General features: G+C 37.0%; 24 protein-coding genes, 2 tRNA genes and 1 pseudogene. 17 read left to right on the top strand and 10 right to left on the bottom strand.

Features of this window, described 5'->3' with window-relative positions:
* Positions 1–519: 519 nt before the first annotated feature.
* Positions 520–681: a hypothetical protein gene (locus tag FW754_RS02740; protein ID WP_446323788.1), complete on the top strand. Its 162-nt coding sequence runs from the start codon at positions 520–522 to the stop codon at positions 679–681.
* A gap of 168 nt (positions 682–849) precedes the next feature.
* Here FW754_RS02740 and FW754_RS02735 read toward each other — a convergent pair.
* The 9 genes from FW754_RS02735 to FW754_RS02695 all read right to left on the bottom strand — a co-directional run bounded on the left by FW754_RS02735 (position 850) and on the right by FW754_RS02695 (position 4,593).
* Positions 850–926, bottom strand: a tRNA-Met gene (locus FW754_RS02735).
* A gap of 83 nt (positions 927–1,009) precedes the next feature.
* Complete coding sequence (locus FW754_RS02730) at positions 1,010–1,300, bottom strand: hypothetical protein (protein WP_419349803.1); 291 nt, start codon at positions 1,298–1,300, stop codon at positions 1,010–1,012.
* Between the two features lie 379 nt (positions 1,301–1,679).
* A complete protein-coding gene (locus FW754_RS02725; RefSeq protein WP_446323787.1) occupies positions 1,680–2,114 on the bottom strand; it encodes a hypothetical protein in 435 nt (144 codons plus the stop codon).
* Positions 2,115–2,118: 4 nt separating this feature from the next.
* Complete coding sequence (locus tag FW754_RS02720) at positions 2,119–2,511, bottom strand: hypothetical protein (protein WP_446323786.1); 393 nt, start codon at positions 2,509–2,511, stop codon at positions 2,119–2,121.
* Positions 2,508–2,768: a hypothetical protein gene (locus tag FW754_RS02715; RefSeq protein ID WP_446323785.1), complete on the bottom strand. Its 261-nt coding sequence runs from the start codon at positions 2,766–2,768 to the stop codon at positions 2,508–2,510. Before FW754_RS02715 ends, FW754_RS02720 begins: the two co-directional genes overlap by 4 nt.
* The gene (locus FW754_RS02710) at positions 2,765–3,718 is read right to left on the bottom strand and encodes a helix-turn-helix domain-containing protein (RefSeq protein ID WP_446323784.1); all 954 of its coding nucleotides are present in this window, start codon (positions 3,716–3,718) and stop codon (positions 2,765–2,767) included. The genes FW754_RS02715 and FW754_RS02710 overlap by 4 nt, the downstream gene beginning before the upstream one ends.
* Positions 3,715–3,978 (bottom strand): hypothetical protein, encoded by a 264-nt coding sequence (locus tag FW754_RS02705; protein ID WP_446323783.1) that lies wholly within the window; start codon positions 3,976–3,978, stop codon positions 3,715–3,717. Before FW754_RS02705 ends, FW754_RS02710 begins: the two co-directional genes overlap by 4 nt.
* A gap of 59 nt (positions 3,979–4,037) precedes the next feature.
* Positions 4,038–4,394, bottom strand: a complete 357-nt coding sequence (locus FW754_RS02700) for a transcriptional regulator (RefSeq protein WP_409510956.1) — start codon at positions 4,392–4,394, stop codon at positions 4,038–4,040.
* A gap of 10 nt (positions 4,395–4,404) precedes the next feature.
* The gene (locus tag FW754_RS02695; RefSeq protein ID WP_446323782.1) at positions 4,405–4,593 is read right to left on the bottom strand and encodes a hypothetical protein; all 189 of its coding nucleotides are present in this window, start codon (positions 4,591–4,593) and stop codon (positions 4,405–4,407) included.
* Between the two features lie 104 nt (positions 4,594–4,697).
* On the opposite strand from FW754_RS02695, the gene FW754_RS02690 reads away from it, so the two are divergent.
* The 10 genes from FW754_RS02690 to FW754_RS02645 all read left to right on the top strand — a co-directional run bounded on the left by FW754_RS02690 (position 4,698) and on the right by FW754_RS02645 (position 11,223).
* Positions 4,698–5,366: a LexA family protein gene (locus FW754_RS02690; protein ID WP_446323781.1), complete on the top strand. Its 669-nt coding sequence runs from the start codon at positions 4,698–4,700 to the stop codon at positions 5,364–5,366.
* An 84-nt stretch (positions 5,367–5,450) separates the two neighbouring features.
* On the top strand, positions 5,451–5,753 hold the full coding sequence (locus tag FW754_RS02685; RefSeq protein ID WP_446323780.1) for a hypothetical protein: 303 nt from the start codon (positions 5,451–5,453) through the stop codon (positions 5,751–5,753).
* 113 nt (positions 5,754–5,866) lie between these two features.
* Positions 5,867–6,082 (top strand): hypothetical protein, encoded by a 216-nt coding sequence (locus tag FW754_RS02680; RefSeq protein ID WP_446323779.1) that lies wholly within the window; start codon positions 5,867–5,869, stop codon positions 6,080–6,082.
* A gap of 143 nt (positions 6,083–6,225) precedes the next feature.
* A complete protein-coding gene (locus tag FW754_RS02675) occupies positions 6,226–6,561 on the top strand; it encodes a hypothetical protein (protein ID WP_446323778.1) in 336 nt (111 codons plus the stop codon).
* Positions 6,562–6,820: 259 nt separating this feature from the next.
* Positions 6,821–7,090, top strand: coding sequence for a hypothetical protein (locus tag FW754_RS02670; RefSeq protein ID WP_446323777.1), 270 nt, complete (start codon positions 6,821–6,823; stop codon positions 7,088–7,090).
* 458 nt (positions 7,091–7,548) lie between these two features.
* Positions 7,549–8,007, top strand: coding sequence for a hypothetical protein (locus FW754_RS02665; protein ID WP_446323776.1), 459 nt, complete (start codon positions 7,549–7,551; stop codon positions 8,005–8,007).
* Positions 8,008–8,289: a putative quorum-sensing-regulated virulence factor gene (locus FW754_RS02660; RefSeq protein WP_446323775.1), complete on the top strand. Its 282-nt coding sequence runs from the start codon at positions 8,008–8,010 to the stop codon at positions 8,287–8,289. It abuts the gene before it with no gap.
* 4 nt (positions 8,290–8,293) lie between these two features.
* A complete protein-coding gene (locus FW754_RS02655; protein WP_446323774.1) occupies positions 8,294–9,445 on the top strand; it encodes an ATP-binding protein in 1,152 nt (383 codons plus the stop codon).
* Positions 9,442–10,674, top strand: a complete 1,233-nt coding sequence (locus FW754_RS02650; protein WP_446323773.1) for a hypothetical protein — start codon at positions 9,442–9,444, stop codon at positions 10,672–10,674. The genes FW754_RS02655 and FW754_RS02650 overlap by 4 nt, the downstream gene beginning before the upstream one ends.
* A gap of 282 nt (positions 10,675–10,956) precedes the next feature.
* Positions 10,957–11,223 (top strand): hypothetical protein, encoded by a 267-nt coding sequence (locus FW754_RS02645; protein ID WP_446323772.1) that lies wholly within the window; start codon positions 10,957–10,959, stop codon positions 11,221–11,223.
* Between the two features lie 81 nt (positions 11,224–11,304).
* On the opposite strand, the gene FW754_RS02640 is transcribed toward FW754_RS02645, so the two are convergent.
* Positions 11,305–11,380: transfer RNA gene (locus FW754_RS02640), tRNA-Arg, on the bottom strand.
* 197 nt (positions 11,381–11,577) lie between these two features.
* Here FW754_RS02640 and FW754_RS02635 point away from each other — a divergent pair.
* The 6 genes and pseudogenes from FW754_RS02635 (at position 11,578) to mltB (ending at position 16,426) form a co-directional block, all read left to right on the top strand.
* The gene (locus tag FW754_RS02635; protein WP_446323771.1) at positions 11,578–12,513 is read left to right on the top strand and encodes an ABC transporter ATP-binding protein; all 936 of its coding nucleotides are present in this window, start codon (positions 11,578–11,580) and stop codon (positions 12,511–12,513) included.
* Positions 12,510–13,283 (top strand): ABC transporter permease, encoded by a 774-nt coding sequence (locus tag FW754_RS02630; RefSeq protein WP_446323770.1) that lies wholly within the window; start codon positions 12,510–12,512, stop codon positions 13,281–13,283. The genes FW754_RS02635 and FW754_RS02630 overlap by 4 nt, the downstream gene beginning before the upstream one ends.
* Entirely contained in the window at positions 13,283–14,113 is an 831-nt protein-coding gene (gene queF, locus FW754_RS02625) for an NADPH-dependent 7-cyano-7-deazaguanine reductase QueF (RefSeq protein WP_419345962.1), read from the top strand. Before FW754_RS02630 ends, queF begins: the two co-directional genes overlap by 1 nt.
* 18 nt (positions 14,114–14,131) lie before the next feature.
* Positions 14,132–14,782, top strand: coding sequence for a hypothetical protein (locus FW754_RS02620; RefSeq protein ID WP_409512165.1), 651 nt, complete (start codon positions 14,132–14,134; stop codon positions 14,780–14,782).
* Between the two features lie 348 nt (positions 14,783–15,130).
* Positions 15,131–15,359 (top strand): annotated as a pseudogene (locus FW754_RS02615) (FtsW/RodA/SpoVE family cell cycle protein); the annotation flags it as partial.
* Between the two features lie 65 nt (positions 15,360–15,424).
* On the top strand, positions 15,425–16,426 hold the full coding sequence (gene mltB / locus FW754_RS02610; RefSeq protein ID WP_409512164.1) for a lytic murein transglycosylase B: 1,002 nt from the start codon (positions 15,425–15,427) through the stop codon (positions 16,424–16,426).
* Positions 16,427–16,617: the final 191 nt, after the last annotated feature.

The raw sequence follows: 16,617 nt of genomic DNA, 5'->3' as shown, positions 1-16,617 counted from the left end.
TATCCATTTAGAAAAGTTTAAAAGTATTAAATTCGTACCAATTAAAATTCAGGCAATAAAAAGCCCACAAATAGTAGTGGGCTTCGTAGATCGGCATGTTGCGATCTCATGCTCAGCGTTAACTGTTTAAGCTTCAAAACTTTTGAAGGGAATGCGCTATTCCTATAACAACTCAAACACTACCGTTTCGCATACGGATTCGATCAAGTACAATATAACACAGTTCCATCGATTCTGTGTAAATTATTAATATTTAATTAAAAATAATTAAAATTAGATTAATGCAACCCCATTATTTTATATTTGTCTTGTTCATGTAAGTCATTAAATAAAATTTAAATTTTAAAGTTCAACGATAACAAAGGTCGAGTGATATTTTTAAGCTATTCTTAATATATTTTGTCGATATAAACCGTCTACGTCGAACATATCACTACACATAACTCTCACAAACACCTTAGTGTTATTAATTAAAGAGCACATTATGGCTATTCAGTAATTCAACCAATGGAAAAGAAAATGCCTGATACTATTACTGGATTTAAAGCATTTGAAAACAAAACAAAATCAAATGCCCCCACAACCAATGCTGCCAATCAAAGCACTGAAACCGAAACCACACCATCAGCCGAACCTGAGAAAACGGTTGAGCCAAATAAAGAAAAGCCAGAAACAAAATAATTTTTAAATAAGGGGTTAAATGATTAAAGACGCAGATTATTTAACGCCTGAACCCACTTAAAATAAGTGGGTTTTTTATTTAAAAAATAACATTATGGGTAATGTATAATAAAAAAACCCTAATAAGCACGAAGCGAATTAGGGTATTAAACTTTGAATTTTTTTCGTTGGTAGCGGGAGCTGGATTTGAACCAACGACCTTCGGGTTATGAGCCCGACGAGCTACCAGACTGCTCCATCCCGCATCAACGAGGTGCCTTTATACGCCCTACAGAGTAACAAAGCAAATTTTATATCAAATATAACTATTTATTATAGCAGAATGAACCTAAATGCCCGTTTCGGTTATAAATTCAGGATGAGAAGCCTTATACAAGGCTAATTTTCTTTTTTCATTCTCTACAAATAATTTAGACTCTTCTGACCATGTTGGTTTTCCTGAATCAAGACCTGAATGCCTTAAAGCCCAATCTGAAATACCTCCATAAATAAACGTATTATCAGCAAAAATCCATTTTGCCTTATTATCAATACCACCACTAATGGTAAAAACTTTATGTGTTGGAAGTGAGCCAAATATACCAATTTGCATGTAAAGGTATTTATAAATTTCAGACATAAATCAAAGGATCTAATAGATAGTCTCATTGTACCATCTTATATGCCTACTCTATTGACCTACCCTTAATTAAATCATTAAACATTCAAATGCAGTGGATATTTTCTATAGGCATTAAAAAAGCCCACCTTTCGATGAGCTTCCCCTTATTCATTTGCGCTGATTAAGGATTATTGTTTTGCTATTTATTTTAAATAACTTTTAAAGTTTTACTAAATAATGTGACTCAAGTCAAAATTATTTACTAAAAGCCACCTTTTCGATGAGCAAAAAAATACCCACTTTCTAGAAGTAGGCATGGAAAACTAAACTGTGTGGATTACTATAACTTCGCCCACTATAACAGAAATATGCCATATACTGGCATGCCAGTCAAATGCTATTTAATTCTCAATCTTTTATCGTGACCCGCTATATAAAACCCACCACATGTAACCATGCTCTTTAAGCAATTACGCCCCAGCTTAAACTCATCCTCCATTTTTCTGTCAGATAAACCACGTACATTTTTCTCAATAAATAGATTAACGGCCACTTTAGCTGAATCACAAATACGACTTGAGTATTTTAAATCAATAATAAGTTTTCGCACTTCATCCGCCTCAAAATCATCAATTTCACAAATCAAATGATTTTTTCTAGATGCCACTCCTTTATTGTTTTCACAAATCAACCAATAAATTTGATTCACGCCTAAGCTATCTGGCTCATTCCCTGATTTCATGCGACAGGTCTGAATATATGCCCCGTACTGCTTAAACCATTCTTCAGCTGTGAACTTAGACCAATCCATCACTTTAACCATCGCATTCATCCCATCACCCTAACCGTCTAATTTCTTCAATCGCCAAACCGCTTTTAACTTGCTCAGTGCTATACCGATACACTGAATAACCCAACAATTGAGCCGAGTTATATTTCTCCATATCTCCTAAATATCCCTTTGCCCTTGTATGCCTCCCATTACTCCAAATCCCACCTTCAACCTCGATCAAAATCATTTTGCCTACCAGGTGGAAATCAGCTCTCCATTTCCTTTTCGGATCAAATCTAAACTCCTGCTCAAATTCGATCTTGTACCCCTTCAATTGCTGAGATAATTTTGCCTCTCCCCCGCTGACAGTCCGCTCTGCTTTAACCGTGATGCGGCGTTTAACTTGCTTCTTTGGTGCATAGAGCTTTTTGTATTCAGCAAGTGAAATACTGCTCATTCATCACTTCCCTTAGCTAAGTCTTGAAAAAGATTTTTTGCATGTTCAGTCAGATTAAATCCCTGTGGTGTTTCTCCATCCTTGAAGACCAATCCCCAATTTGCTAAGCCGTTCAAATAACGCTGTAAGCTTCGTTTTGAAATCCCCATGTTCGGTTGAATATCTTCGTGGATTTGATTTATTGAAACACGCCCTTTGGTTTTGGATATTGCTCTGAAGATCATCAGGTTCAGGTAAGTTCGATCTGCATTGGTCATGCTGCTACCCCGTCTAAAGTCCCGTTGTATCCAACCTGTTTCAAATAAGATTCCCATTTTTTCGCCTGAACTGGATTTTCAAGTTTCACCGCAATTCGTGCTGCAAGTTTTTCGTAAGACTCCCCTGGTTCAGAGAACTTGCCTGAGAACTCAGGATGGTGAGCAAGTTTCAATGCGAAAGCGTGAATCTGTTTTTCAGAAAGCTGTTGAGATTTAGATCCTGTACCTGCAGGTTTTCCAGAAGTTGAATTTTGATTATTCGAGTACTTGGTTCGGTAAGCGTTGATCAGCCAATCCGTGAAGTGATAAATCATCAGATCATCGCTCATGGTTTTTTCAGCGTTGTAATTTTCAAAGGCACGTACTTCGCGTTCGAGCCATGTTGAATTCAGGATAGATTCAAAATCGATTCCCTCATCGGTCAAATTAATTTCTTCACGAAGTTTTTTAGAACAAAACCATGTTTTTTTATTTTTAGATTCTAATGATAGATTCTTTGAAAGATTCCGTGTCCCAACGTTGGGACTGTTTAACGGAATTGTTGGGACTCTTTCATGGAATTGTTGGTACTGTTCCGTTGTTGGAACTGTTCCACAGTTGGGACTGTTTAAATCATCATTTTCGGCATCAAACAGTACCGTCATTGGGACTGTTTCTCGCCCATTTACCCCCATTAATTTGTAAACTTTGACCTGTTTTGTTCGTCCTTTTCGCTCACCTGTATCCATAATTAAGCCATCGTCAATCAGCTCATCGATAATTTTTAAGACTGTTTTACGATCCATATCGGTATCTTCAACCAATCTCGCGACACTCGGATAGGCACAATGATCCTCACTTGCACGGTCGGCAAGTGAGAGCAAAACGAGCTTTTTAAGGGGTTTTAGACTGCCACCTTTCTTTTGCTTTTGGCGAACTTTCCAAGCCCAAATAGTTGCATCTAAGCTCATGAAACCTCCTCTAAAGCTTGTTCAGCTTCGGTTAGACGGCGGTTGGCATTAAGCTCAGTAATTGATGCACCACGTACAAACTTTTTATTTAAAGTCAAAATGCCAATACCGATATAAACATTGACCGTGTTTTCATAAACTTCTGTAATTTGATAGATTTCGTTGAAGTTCATCATTGCTTGATCAATTACAACGGCATCACCAATTAGAAAATCGCAGTCGTTGTAAGGTGTTGCTTCTTGTGCTAAATTTGATTTCATTCATGGGTTCCTAAATTTGTGAATAACGACCACTTACTGTTCGCGCAGAAAGTGGTTTTTTAATATCCAAGTTTTTCTTTTTGTCCACTGATCTCGTCATGAAATAGATCATCAACGGTATCAATACGACTCATCCAACTTTTTGACATAACCAATAAAGCTTCAACTCTTGATTTATCAATGCTCTGATATTCCTTTGGAACAATCTTTAATCCAAGGCAACTCAACAACTCACAAAAAGTTTCAATTTCTGTCAACTCATTGTTTTTTCTATCTGTTTTCATTCTTGTGACTGTACTCGGATCTACCCCCAAGTGTTCAGCAATCTCTTTTTGATTCCCTGAATCAAGTCCATGCAATATTCTTGATGTGCCATTTCTAGCGCTTGCAGATAATTCTATTAATACTTTGCTCATATGATGGCTCCTAAGCAGAAAGTGCTTGCAGGTTTGCTTTTAATTTACCGTTGGTGAGAATTTGTAATCTTGCTTGTGTATCAAGTGGAATGCCTTTTTTCTCCCAGTCCCATACGGTAGTACGACCTACCCTCATTATTTTTGCTAACTGTGGGTTTGATTCCACCTTGTAGTGATTTCTTAAGTCTTGAACATTCACGCGCTAATTCCGAACCATTGTGTTCGGTTTATTGAATCACATGTTCGGGTAATCGTCAATTAATACGTTCATAATTCCGAACATATATCCATGGAGTTCTGTTTATGCAAATTACTGATCGCATTAATCAAAAAATGACAGAGCACAACCTTTCGCAAGCTGACCTTATTCGTGGAACAGGCGCTGGGCGCGCAACTGTGTCCGGATGGGTTAATGGCACAAATAACCCTAGTGCAAAACATCTTGATAACCTAGCTAAAACACTTAAGACAACTACTAGTTGGCTATTAACAGGTGAAGGCATACCTACTTCCGATAAAAATGACCCCAATTTCTCCAACGTGGTCATAAATGAAAGTCCTCTGCGTAGAATCCCGATTCTAGATTTTGTTCAAGCAGGAAGCTTTTATGAGTCGGGTTATGATGGTATTCACCCGAAAGGCGAAACGTTTACAACCTATATAGGTTGTAAACCTGAAAGTGTATTTTCACTTGAAGTATCTGGTTTAAGTATGATTCCCGAGTTTACTCCAGGTGACAAACTTGTGGTTGATGCAGCAAAAGAGCCGTATCCGGGCTGTTATGTGATTGCACAGAATGGTAGCCATGAAGCAACCTTTAAAAAGTACAGAGCGATTGGTTACGATGAGCACGGACGTGAAACTTTTGAATTGGTTCCTTTGAATCCAGACTTCCCGATCATGAATTCAACACAACAAGAAATTAGAATTATTGGAGTTGTTGTGGAGCATTTACGATCTTTTGGGAAGTAATAAAGATTTTATAACTGTGAGCCCGTTGGCTCGTCAAAATTGGCGAGCCAGTTAATTAAAATTTCTAAAAGAAAAGAGAAAATAATGATTGCAACGCTTAATAAGTCTAAAACTACGCTAACAATTAATCGTCAAGAATTTAAATTGGCATTAGAAAAAATTGGCGCAGGAATTGATAAACAAATAGTCTCGCTTAAAAAAGCAAAACAAAGCTATGACACTGCGGAAATGGCACGGGAAGTTATTAACGAAGCCAATATTTTTGAAGCAATCATCGAGGGCTTTAACGAAGCAGAAGAAACCAATCTAAAGCTTGCTGACATAACCAATCTGGAAGTGGCACAAGGCTGGGTGGATGCGTTTGTAGAAAAGTATTCAGATATATGAATAAATTCGACTACATACAGCTAGGGTTGCTCCTTGCGGTGGTAGCCCTTTGTTGGGCTTCAATGGTTTTATAATCTTCGAACCCGACGCAATTTCGGGAAGGGAATCACGATATGCAAATAATTGAAGTTAATTCCCGTAATATTAGCCATGTGCGTTACCAGCACCTCTTATTAACTGTAGTGCTAAAGACAGGCGAGAAGTTTATTTATAGGCTTTTGGAAGTACATACCTTCAATGAATTTTCTGATTCAACAGATAAAGATAAATTTTATAAAAGTCAGATTAATGCAAATAAACAATTTAAACGGATTCAGCTTTTTGGGTGAATTAAAACTACAGATCGGGTGTAATTTAATAAGGGTTGCAATAGCGATGTAGAACAATAAAACTTGATTCAACCCACCTAGTGTGGGTTTTCTTTTACCTAAAATTCACTATAATTTATCAACCCATAATTCAAAGTCAAACAATGAAAATAATCACTCTCCTACTCCTCGTCATCATCATTTCTGGATGTGATAAGAAACTTAAACCACCGCCCGAAGATCAATCCAAACTAAGCACCCAATTCGAAAAGACTGATGCAGCCATTACTACATTCTTTGATAAATTGGACTCGCCTACTACTCCCATTGTTGAAAAGAAGCAGATCGCTTGTATCGACTTTGTTGCAGAGTACAAAACTAACTATGTACCGGCTATGCTTCAATCTGAAGGTAATACTTATTCTGAGGAAAAACTGTTAGCTGATATGGATATGGCTTTAGATTACTATAAGAAGAAAGATAATATAGTTTGTAAATAAACTAGATAAATATTCAATCTAAGAATTTTATTACTTTTCTAATTCAACTATTTTAAATTTAATCATACATCCATCTGAAAAACAGATATATATTCAATAAGTGTGCTAACAATACATAGTTCCTCTCATCCTCAGCCCACCGAAAATCATGAAATATTATTTATATTTTAAGAACAAGGGCGCAAGCATTCTACTGCTTACATCTCTAGTAGGTTGTTTTATTTACCAACGCCCCTTTTATTAATTAAAGGGATACTATATGAACTACATAGTCAGTTATGACCTCTTAGAAAATGACAACATTGAAAGAATATCTAATGAGATTCTTTTCATCTCAAATGGCAGTGCAAAACTATTAGGATCAACATGGATAATCAAGCATAAAGGTAAAGCTTCTGACATAAGAAATCATCTTGGAGCCTACATAGGAGTTAATGACAAATTAATAGTAATCAAACTACGTAGAGAGGCTGCTTGGACTAAGTCACTTAATCGTGAATGCAGAGAATGGCTAGAAAGCTATTTTTAAGGCACATTATGAAGAATACATGTACCATTTCTTGTGATTATATTTTTATAATTATTGCTAGTCAAAAGAATCCCTGCCTTTCATCTGATTTAAATTTAGATCAAATTATAATCATAAAATTTTACTGATTAAGTGATAGACTCATATCTGCATACGGTTTATTGGAAACCAACATGGAAAGATATGTAATTGTTGTGATATTAGTCATAGTCTTCATCTTACTAGTGGTTTTCTACAAAAAGAAAAAATGACTCTTAGTTTTTCAACTTCTAACCCATCCCTGTGATGGGTTTTCTTTTGCCCATTAAAATATATTGTTCTATTAATAGAATTAAAATCAAAATAAACCGAACAAAAGTATTGACTAATTTGTTCGGTTATCCGAATATACATATCACCAAGAAATAAAAAAGCCCTCCGACTCGACATCTAGGGCTTATTTACTCAACGAGGCAATTATGAATCTAAAACCAACATCAATCAACCCTGCCGTTACACATCGTGTACAGCGCTTCGGGTTTATTAAAGCCGTTGCTCTCAGCGGTATATTCACTACAGGTGCACTCGCACTTGCTTATGATCCTCAATTTACTGAGTACAAATTATCAGTTCCTGTACACGCTCCTGCTCAAAATGCTGTAGCGGCTATGGCTCTTCAAGAAAATACAGGTACTGCAGTCGTTCGCTTAGATGGTTTCACACTCGATGTAAATTTCAAATACAACACTGTTGAAGATGACTACGGTGTACCAGGTAGTGATTTCATGAATGCTGAAATCCTAGATCTTGCGGTAGATCAAGCTTACGACAACTCAGGCAATAAAATTTCTGACTTCACCGACTTCAATGACCATTTGACTATCAATGCAATGTTGGTGGCTCACATGCTTCAAAACCGTATGTTGGAGGGCGTTTAAATGACTACATCTATTCAAAAAGTGGAAGTTATGCCCTTTGGCAAATATAAGGGTACAGCATTAACAAAGCTAAAAATTAGCTATGTTGTTTGGGTGTTGGAACTTAAAACTTTGAATGAAAACTTGCGTAAAAGCTTGGAATCATTACCAGGTATTCCTGAATTTAAGAGACGCCAAGCTGATGCAATCATGTTCAGCAAGCCATGTTTTCAACGTGATAATCATTACAGCAAAAATCAGCGGATTGCTTATAACAACGCTAAATACAACAAAGGGGTTTAGTCATATGTCATTAAATATTATCCCTGCTGATCAAGCATTATTGGTTCAAGCTATTATTGTTTACTTATATGCTGATCCAGGTTTGGGTAAAACTTCCATTGGCTTTACTGGTGATAAAGCGATTTCATTCGACTTTGATAAAGGTTCACATCGTACAGGTGAGCTACGTCGTGGTGCTGTTGTTCAAGTAAATCAGTGGTCTGATGTTGCTAACTTAACTGTTGATGATCTCAAACCCTATAACACCATTGTAATTGACACAGTCGGCGCAATGCTTGAAAGCATCAAAACTCATCTTATGCTAAACAACACCAATAAGCAGAAAGATGGTTCACTTAAATTAAAAGCGCAAGGTTTAGCAAACAATATTTTCAAACAGTATGTGAATAGCTTTATTGCATCAGGTAAAGATGTTGTTTTTATTGCTCATGCTTCTGAGGATCAAAATGGCGATCAGGTAATATATCGCCCCGACCTTGGCGGTAAAAACCGCAATGAGTTATACCGTATTGCTGACATTATGGGTTATTTAACGACAGTTACCACGGGTGAGGGTAAGAATGCTCGCGTCATTAGTTTTAGTCCCTGCCCAACCCATCATGCTAAAAATGCTGGTGATTTAGGTCTTAAAATTACCAATGATAAAGGTGTTGAGATTCAGACCGGAGAGGTTTGGGTTCCTGACTTAAAAACTACACCAACTTTCTTGGCAGATTTAATCAAGCAAGCCAAAGACCATATTAATACGCTTACTCCCGATCAACTCAAAACAATGAAAGCTCAGGAGGATTTGCAGAATTGGGAGCAAAGCTGTTCTGAAATTCAGCATACTGGTGATTTAACTCAACTCACTGAATCCCTAGATAAGTCGCATATGTACTATCAATCTATGCGTCAAATCATGCTTAAAAAAGCCAAAGAAATGGGGTTCACTTTCGATACAAATTCGAATCGATGGATTAACCCTGCCGAATTCTTTGGTATCACTGATCAGCAACGTGACGATCTACAGGCATTTATTTCCGAGCGTGGCCTCGATGTAAAAACTATATGTGAACATTTTGGTGTAGATGCTTTAACTCAAATTGATTCAAGTCAGTTAAATGCTGTCAAAGCTGAAATTGATAAGTTAGCAAAAGAAGGAACTCAAGCATGAATATTCTAAATGGTAATGAAGCTTTTTCAGCATTAATGGCCGGCAAAAAGATCTTATGCCGTGCTGTGGGTGAATTGGTTGATTTTGATGACTTGGATCAATTCCCTGCCACTATTTTTGCAATGCCTGGTTATGAGTTCTCTATCAAAATTGATTCTATTGAATTAGCAGGCATAACATTCCTAAAGCCCTTTTCTCTCGATGAATTGGTAGATGGCCAAGAGGTTTGTATTGTAGAGAACTTCAACCAAGTTACTTTAACTCAGTTCTATAGTAGCAATACTCAGCTCGTAGAAAATGTTAAAGCAGGATTTGCACAACGTGATCGTGAGAATGCAAGCAAACAGCTCGAGGCGATCCAAAAGGTTTTAGGTTTTGAAAATACGATCTATCTTCAAAAAGGTTATGCAGTAGAAAAAGACAGTGAACAACCCGTTGAACCTAAAAAACGCCAATCAAGGAAAAAGACTACTGATACCTCTGTGACCATTGCTGACGTTGAGCCTTCAGGTGTAGAAAGCGAAGATACGCCTTGGGAGGTTGATACTACACCTAAGCCGAAAACCAAACACGCTTTTACGGTAGATGAAGTTGAAGCAATTGAAGAAGATCCTCTGAAAATTGTTGAAAAATTCACAGCACAAATCAATGCATGTACAACAACAAAAGCTGTTCTGTTATTACGCCCGGTGTTTTTTGCCAATGGTCATTTAGAGCGTGAGCATACTCAACAGTTATGCAAATTAACTGAAGAAAAATTGCTTGAACTAGATCCTGAGCAATATGCACCCAAGATTGAGATTATCTCTCAAGAGAATGTGACCACTTCTGAAGACAGCTTGATAAATGAAACTGTTGAGCAAGGCGAGCCTGCCCCTGAACATCAAGAGCATTTAGACGCAATCCTTGGCGCAGTAGCTAATGCTCAAACACCAATCGAAGTTAATGCACAAATTCGCTATACAAAATCTTGGAATGAGGAACAGCGAAAACCAGTTATTCAGGCTATGAATAAACGGTTGATCGAATTGAATGAACAAAAAGAAAAAGCAGTGACAGAACCACCTTCATTAATGGTACAGATTCAAAATACTCAAAATGAACGTGAGTTAAATGAACTATTACCTGAAATTCGTTCTCGTCACGTGGATATCCAACCTAAGCTGATGGATCTTGTGAAAAAGCGTCGCTTTGAATTGGTAAATCAAGGTTCACAGGTGGCTTCATGAAATTCAACTATTCCTCTATCACCCGAACACTCACTGTGTTCGGGGTGAAAATGGACCATATTTTTCAGAACGTCAGTGTTGGTGAAATTGAAGAATTGATTATTGACGCGAAATTTAAAGAAGCGAATTGGAGAGTGTGATGCATATTCAAAACTTACAAATCACTTGGCTTGGTCCATGCCCTACATGTGAGCGTACTGAACACAAGGTAAAAACAATAATGGGCTCGTCTTTTGAAATGTTTCAAAGGAAAGAAGTTGTTCAGAGTTTGAAGGAGGTGTCATGACGGCAATAGCAAGTATGGGTAATTTTATTGTTGCACTACCACCATCAGATATTTGGCTGACTGATGAACAAGCAGCAGAATTTTTAAGTTATGAAAAAGGTTATTTTAAAGCCTCTATTATTTGCTTAAAAGATTTTCCAAAACCTAAATACATTACAGAAACAGTAAAAGGTAGGCGATGGAATCTTGGTAGGCTTTCAAAATGGCTAAGTGAGCGACCAGAGGACTTAAAAAAAGTAGTAGGCAGACCCCGCAAAATATAGCGGGGTTTTTCTTAAATAAAATATGGATTACGCCAAAAATACGCCAAACAACATATAAAATACTGATCTTATTAGTTGTTATGGTGCGCTCAGCGGGACTCGAACCCACGCCACAGGCTTCGGAGACCTGTACTCTATCCAGTTGAGCTATGAGCGCTTTTGTAGAATGCGCACATCATAACAAAAAAAATGACAAGGTAAAGCTTATATCAATGCTTTAACCCAAATAGCAGGCATTGCTGTTCACACTTTATACAATACTCATTAAACGCAACGCACTATTCCATGTATCAAGCTTGGTTTATTCAACAAGATCACTCACAATATGACTTTATTTCAATCTATGAGAATTTCATGACTGATGCATTGACGTTAAGAGATTTATCCAAAACCTATAAAAATGGTTTTCAAGCATTAAAAGGCATCGATTTAACCGTCCCCGAAGGTGAATTTTATGCATTATTGGGGCCAAATGGCGCAGGTAAATCGACAACGATCAGCATCATCAGCTCATTGACCAAAAAAACTTCAGGCACCGTTGAAATTTTTGGACACAGCTTAGATACTCATCCATCTGCAGCGAAACAGAATTTAGGTGTTGTGCCACAAGAGTTTAACTTTGGTCAATTTGAAAAGACCTTTGATATTTTGGTCACTCAAGCAGGCTATTATGGCATTCCAAAGAAAACTGCTGAACAACGGGCTGAACATTATTTAGAAAAATTAGGCTTATGGGAAAAACGCAATATTCAAGGTCGTATGCTCTCAGGAGGGATGAAACGTCGCCTCATGATTGCCCGTGCCATGATGCATGAACCTAAACTACTTATTTTAGATGAGCCGACCGCAGGTGTAGACATTGAGCTACGCCGATCAATGTGGGACTTTCTCACTGAAATGAATGAAAATGGCACATCTATTATTTTAACAACGCACTATTTAGAAGAAGCCGAATTGTTGGCACGTCGTATTGCCATTATTGACCGCGGTGTAATCAAAGAAGATACCACCATGAAAGCCTTTTTAAATCAGCTCAATGAAGAGTCTTTTATTTTTGACTTAGATCATCCGATTGAACCATTCAACATTGATATTATTGGGCTCAAATTTAGCTTTATTGACTCTGTAACTTTAGAAGTAACCATGGATAAAATGCATTCCATGAATGATTTATTCCAACTTTTTGAAGCAAAAGGTATTCAAGTACGAAGTATGCGTAACAAATCCAACCGTCTAGAAGAGTTATTTGTCAAAATGGTGGAAAAAAATCTTGAAGGAGCTGCTCAATGAATTTTAGCCAAATGAGAGTTGCACTTTATACCCTCGTCTATAAAGAAATTCGTCGTTTTATGCGAATTTGGCCACAAACATTACTACCACCCGCAATTACGATGAGTTTGTACTTTGTGATTTTTGGTAATTTGGTCGGTTCACGTATTGGACAAATGGGTGGTTTCACCTATATGCAGTTCATTGTTCCTGGTCTTATTATGATGGCCGTAATTACCAATAGTTATGCCAATGTCTCTTCAAGTTACTTCAGTGCCAAATTTCAAAAAAGCATTGAAGAACTAATTATGAGTCCTGTACCTTTACATTTGGTTTTACTCGGCTTTGTGATTGGTGGTTTAAGTCGAGGTATCTTAGTCGGTGCTATTGTCACAGTAATGAGCCTATTTTTCACCGATTTAGCTATTCATAATATTTTCGTGACTATATATACAGTCGTTATCACCTCCCTATTGTTTTCATTGGGTGGTTTAATTAACGCTGTATATGCAAAATCTTTTGATGATATTTCAATCATCCCTACCTTTGTACTAACTCCCCTAACTTATTTAGGTGGTGTATTCTATTCAATTAGTGCTCTCAGCCCTTTTTGGCAAAATCTCTCTTTAATTAACCCGATTGTATATATGGTTAATGCCTTCCGTTACGGCATCTTAGGTCATAGTGATGTGAATGTCTCTTTATCACTTTCTGTTGTGACCTTATGCTGTGGACTACTTTATGGTATTGCCTACTATTTACTTTCTCGTGGTGCAGGAATGCGTGAATAATGACTGTTGAACTCTCTCTTTTGGGTAAAGAAACCGACTACCCGACTACTTATCAGCCCGATATTCTTTTCCCAATTTCACGTGCTCAGCCACGTGAAAAATATGCGCATGTAGATGGAATCTACAAAGGCAAGGATTGGTGGCATGTCTTTGAAATTTCATGGCTAAATGTACATGGAATTCCACAAGTGGCTATTGGGCGTATTACATTACCCGCTTCATCGCCAAACTTGATCGAGTCAAAATCATTAAAGCTCTACTTCAATAGTATGAACTTCACCCAATTTGAATCTAAAGATGCTTTTATTGCGACTGTTGAAAAAGATTTGTCACATGTTGCACAAGCACCTGTGACATTAACTTTATTTCAAGCAGATGAGTTAGATATTACCAAACCATCTGGTACTTGTATTGATGATCAAGTGCCTGAACGTTTATCTAATCATCCTGATGCAACTTTACTTCGTCTTGAGCAAACTGATACAAATCAGGAAAATGTAGAGTCCATCGAAGTAGAGCTATATTCACATCTACTTCGAAGTAATTGCCCTGTAACGGGTCAGCCCGATTGGGGAACAGTTTTTATTCGTTATCAAGGTAAAAAACCTTGTTATCGTAATCTTTTAGCTTATATTATTTCTTACCGTCAACATAATGGTTTCCACGAACAATGTGTGGAACAAATTTTTGCTGATATTTGGCAAATACTACAACCAGAAAAGCTGATGGTGTATGCAACATATACACGTCGTGGTGGATTGGATATTAACCCTGTACGTGTATCGGATGAATCATGGATGCCAAGCCCAATTCGATTGGCGCGACAATAAAACATTGAGGTTTTTACAATGCCCTTTTTTGGTTTTGTTCCTTCTGAAGAACTGTTAAAGAACATTCAGACTGGAATTGAGAAAAAAAATTCTAATGAACCGCTTTACCCATTACGTGATCAAACTGCATTATTAATTAATGACGAAATCCTTGATGCGGTTTTAATTGAACTTGTACGTCGTTTTCCTGCAAGTGATAAGCGTGATACTGCTGAAAAATTAGCAGGTTATGTAAAGTCAACAGTTGCCGTACTTCTCAAACAATTACTCAGTAAAGCTGATAATGATGTGGTACGCCAATCGATTGAATTTTCTGAACGTAGCTTATTTAAAACGCCTGCAGGACATAGCGTAGTTGGTGTAGAACTTAGTTCTTCACTCGTAACCAACTTAAAAAATAGTTTTGCTGAAATCAAAGAAAATGGTGATATCAATCGTGCTGTTTTATCTGAACAGTACAAGCAGTTCGCCGATGCCACCATTAACCACTTCATGCGTGATTTCAACAAAACACTTGATTTGGGTATGATTAAACGCAAAGCGTCTGATATTGGTGCAGCAGCAGTCACTAAGGCGGTGCATATTGCTGTAGATAAACTGATTCCAAATTTAAATAAAATTGAAATCAGTGCAATTGCTGAATATCACGACACATTATTTTTTAATTAATCTAAAAATTTGATTAAAAATTAAGTTTCATAAGACTCAAGTTTGATTCTCAATATTTAATCTTTCATATAAAAGTCACGTTCTCATTGTTCGTGGCTTTTTTCATTTACTAACGCTATTACTCTTCTACTATATATAGTCATTTTTCTGTACTTCAATTCAGTCACATTCAATAGAAAAACCAACGCTAAATACAGTATTAAAAATCGGCTTATTTGTTCAATCTAACAGCATTTAATACAGCATCAAACGCCTTAAAGTTCATGTACACATTTGATGAGCATCTGCTCCAGATTGATTGTGTTAGCATCTACATGCGTTTATTGATCATCCTTTAATTTCATCACTCTTTTTAGATCTTTCCAAATCAACCTGAATTGTCTTTGCAATTATGGATGTCTTGTTTTGATACCTTTGGATGATCATTTTTGTGTATAAATTTGTAAATACAAGCATGGTCAATGGTATTTTACATGTAGTCGGTGTGCCACTACCATTTATGCGTTATGGCAGTACTGTGATTATTACGTTAATGGCAACTTTTGGTATTGTGATATCTATTCATACTCACCGTTAATTTTATACATCGTTATCGATGTTTTTATGCATATTTTTATATTAATCATTAGGAAAATAGAACACATGTTTAAATCTGGGATTTTTCATAAGTTAAGAAATCTGAGTCTCTGTGCTATCGCTTTACCGCTATCTAGCTTTTGCCAAGCCAATGATTTTGCGAGTAATCCAAATTATAACAACTTCAAAACCAAGACAATGCAAACCTATGGTTTAAGCGAACAACAAGTCGACTGGGCAATGAATGGTTCAAAAAACATACCAAGTATTATCAATATTATGAATCGACCTGGTGAAAGTAAGCCGTGGTATGAATATAAGACCAATTTTTTATCAGAAGGTACAATTCAACGCGGTGTGCGTTTTAAAAATCAATATGCCGAAACGCTAAATCGTGCGGAACAACAATACGGTGTACCTCAAGCCATTATTTTGGGTATTTTGGGTGTAGAAACTGGTTTTGGCTCTAACAAAGGCAATTTTATTACCCGTGATGCCCTTGCAACACTCGGCTTTGGCTATGAACGCCGTGCTGCATATTTCCAAGATGAACTGTCTGCACTCATTGCATGGTCTTATAAAGATGGTGTACCGACCAATTCAGTTGTTGGATCTTATGCAGGAGCTGTGGGCTACCCTCAGTTTATGCCAAGCAACATTCCAAAATTTGGGGTGGACTATGATGGTAATGGTCATGTAGACCTTCGAAATTCTGCTGTCGATGCAATTGGCTCTATTGCAAATTATCTGTCACAACATGGGTGGCAGCGCAACCAACCTATCGCATTTCCAGCACGCTACACAGGGAACAATCCAGAATCAGTAATTGCCAAAGATTTAACCCAACCAACACCATATGGAATTTTGAAGAAACAAGGAATTTCTCCAATGAATCCAATCGTTAAATTTGACGATTTGGATATGGTCAATGTCATACAACTACAAGATGATTATGGTCCTATTTACTACATCACCTACCCAAATTTCCAAGTCATTACAACCTATAATAAGAGCCGTATGTACGCAACAGCGTTATGGCTTTTAGGCACTGAAATTGCAAGTCGTTAAGACTTGTAATTTTAGCAATTAAAAAAAGTCAATAAATATTTATGCAAAATAGTGCACAAAACAGACTTTTTTTATAAATTGTTACAATATTGATTGTTTTTCAACCGTATTGCGTAAGTTTTTGTCCTTTTTGTAACTGTTTTTCACTTTTTAGTAGACAGCTTTGTGACTGCATGAATATTATCGCCTAC

It is taken from the genome of Acinetobacter sp. 1207_04, assembly GCF_052850415.1.
This window is presented reverse-complemented; position numbering and strand designations above follow the sequence as displayed.

Coding starts and splice junctions, on each gene's coding strand:
- FW754_RS02645 (WP_446323772.1), top strand. CDS start 10,957: ATGACGGCAATAGCAAGTATGGGTAATTTTATTGTTGCACTACCACCA.
- FW754_RS02675 (WP_446323778.1), top strand. CDS start 6,226: ATGAAAATAATCACTCTCCTACTCCTCGTCATCATCATTTCTGGATGT.
- FW754_RS02655 (WP_446323774.1), top strand. CDS start 8,294: ATGTCATTAAATATTATCCCTGCTGATCAAGCATTATTGGTTCAAGCT.
- FW754_RS02730 (WP_419349803.1), bottom strand. CDS start 1,300: ATGTCTGAAATTTATAAATACCTTTACATGCAAATTGGTATATTTGGC.
- FW754_RS02620 (WP_409512165.1), top strand. CDS start 14,132: ATGCCCTTTTTTGGTTTTGTTCCTTCTGAAGAACTGTTAAAGAACATT.
- FW754_RS02740 (WP_446323788.1), top strand. CDS start 520: ATGCCTGATACTATTACTGGATTTAAAGCATTTGAAAACAAAACAAAA.
- FW754_RS02720 (WP_446323786.1), bottom strand. CDS start 2,511: ATGAGCAGTATTTCACTTGCTGAATACAAAAAGCTCTATGCACCAAAG.
- FW754_RS02710 (WP_446323784.1), bottom strand. CDS start 3,718: ATGAGCTTAGATGCAACTATTTGGGCTTGGAAAGTTCGCCAAAAGCAA.
- FW754_RS02705 (WP_446323783.1), bottom strand. CDS start 3,978: ATGAAATCAAATTTAGCACAAGAAGCAACACCTTACAACGACTGCGAT.
- FW754_RS02680 (WP_446323779.1), top strand. CDS start 5,867: ATGCAAATAATTGAAGTTAATTCCCGTAATATTAGCCATGTGCGTTAC.
- FW754_RS02635 (WP_446323771.1), top strand. CDS start 11,578: ATGACTGATGCATTGACGTTAAGAGATTTATCCAAAACCTATAAAAAT.
- FW754_RS02715 (WP_446323785.1), bottom strand. CDS start 2,768: ATGACCAATGCAGATCGAACTTACCTGAACCTGATGATCTTCAGAGCA.
- FW754_RS02665 (WP_446323776.1), top strand. CDS start 7,549: ATGAATCTAAAACCAACATCAATCAACCCTGCCGTTACACATCGTGTA.
- queF (WP_419345962.1), top strand. CDS start 13,283: ATGACTGTTGAACTCTCTCTTTTGGGTAAAGAAACCGACTACCCGACT.
- FW754_RS02700 (WP_409510956.1), bottom strand. CDS start 4,394: ATGAGCAAAGTATTAATAGAATTATCTGCAAGCGCTAGAAATGGCACA.
- FW754_RS02685 (WP_446323780.1), top strand. CDS start 5,451: ATGATTGCAACGCTTAATAAGTCTAAAACTACGCTAACAATTAATCGT.
- FW754_RS02690 (WP_446323781.1), top strand. CDS start 4,698: ATGCAAATTACTGATCGCATTAATCAAAAAATGACAGAGCACAACCTT.
- FW754_RS02660 (WP_446323775.1), top strand. CDS start 8,008: ATGACTACATCTATTCAAAAAGTGGAAGTTATGCCCTTTGGCAAATAT.
- FW754_RS02725 (WP_446323787.1), bottom strand. CDS start 2,114: ATGAATGCGATGGTTAAAGTGATGGATTGGTCTAAGTTCACAGCTGAA.
- mltB (WP_409512164.1), top strand. CDS start 15,425: ATGTTTAAATCTGGGATTTTTCATAAGTTAAGAAATCTGAGTCTCTGT.
- FW754_RS02650 (WP_446323773.1), top strand. CDS start 9,442: ATGAATATTCTAAATGGTAATGAAGCTTTTTCAGCATTAATGGCCGGC.
- FW754_RS02630 (WP_446323770.1), top strand. CDS start 12,510: ATGAATTTTAGCCAAATGAGAGTTGCACTTTATACCCTCGTCTATAAA.
- FW754_RS02670 (WP_446323777.1), top strand. CDS start 6,821: ATGAACTACATAGTCAGTTATGACCTCTTAGAAAATGACAACATTGAA.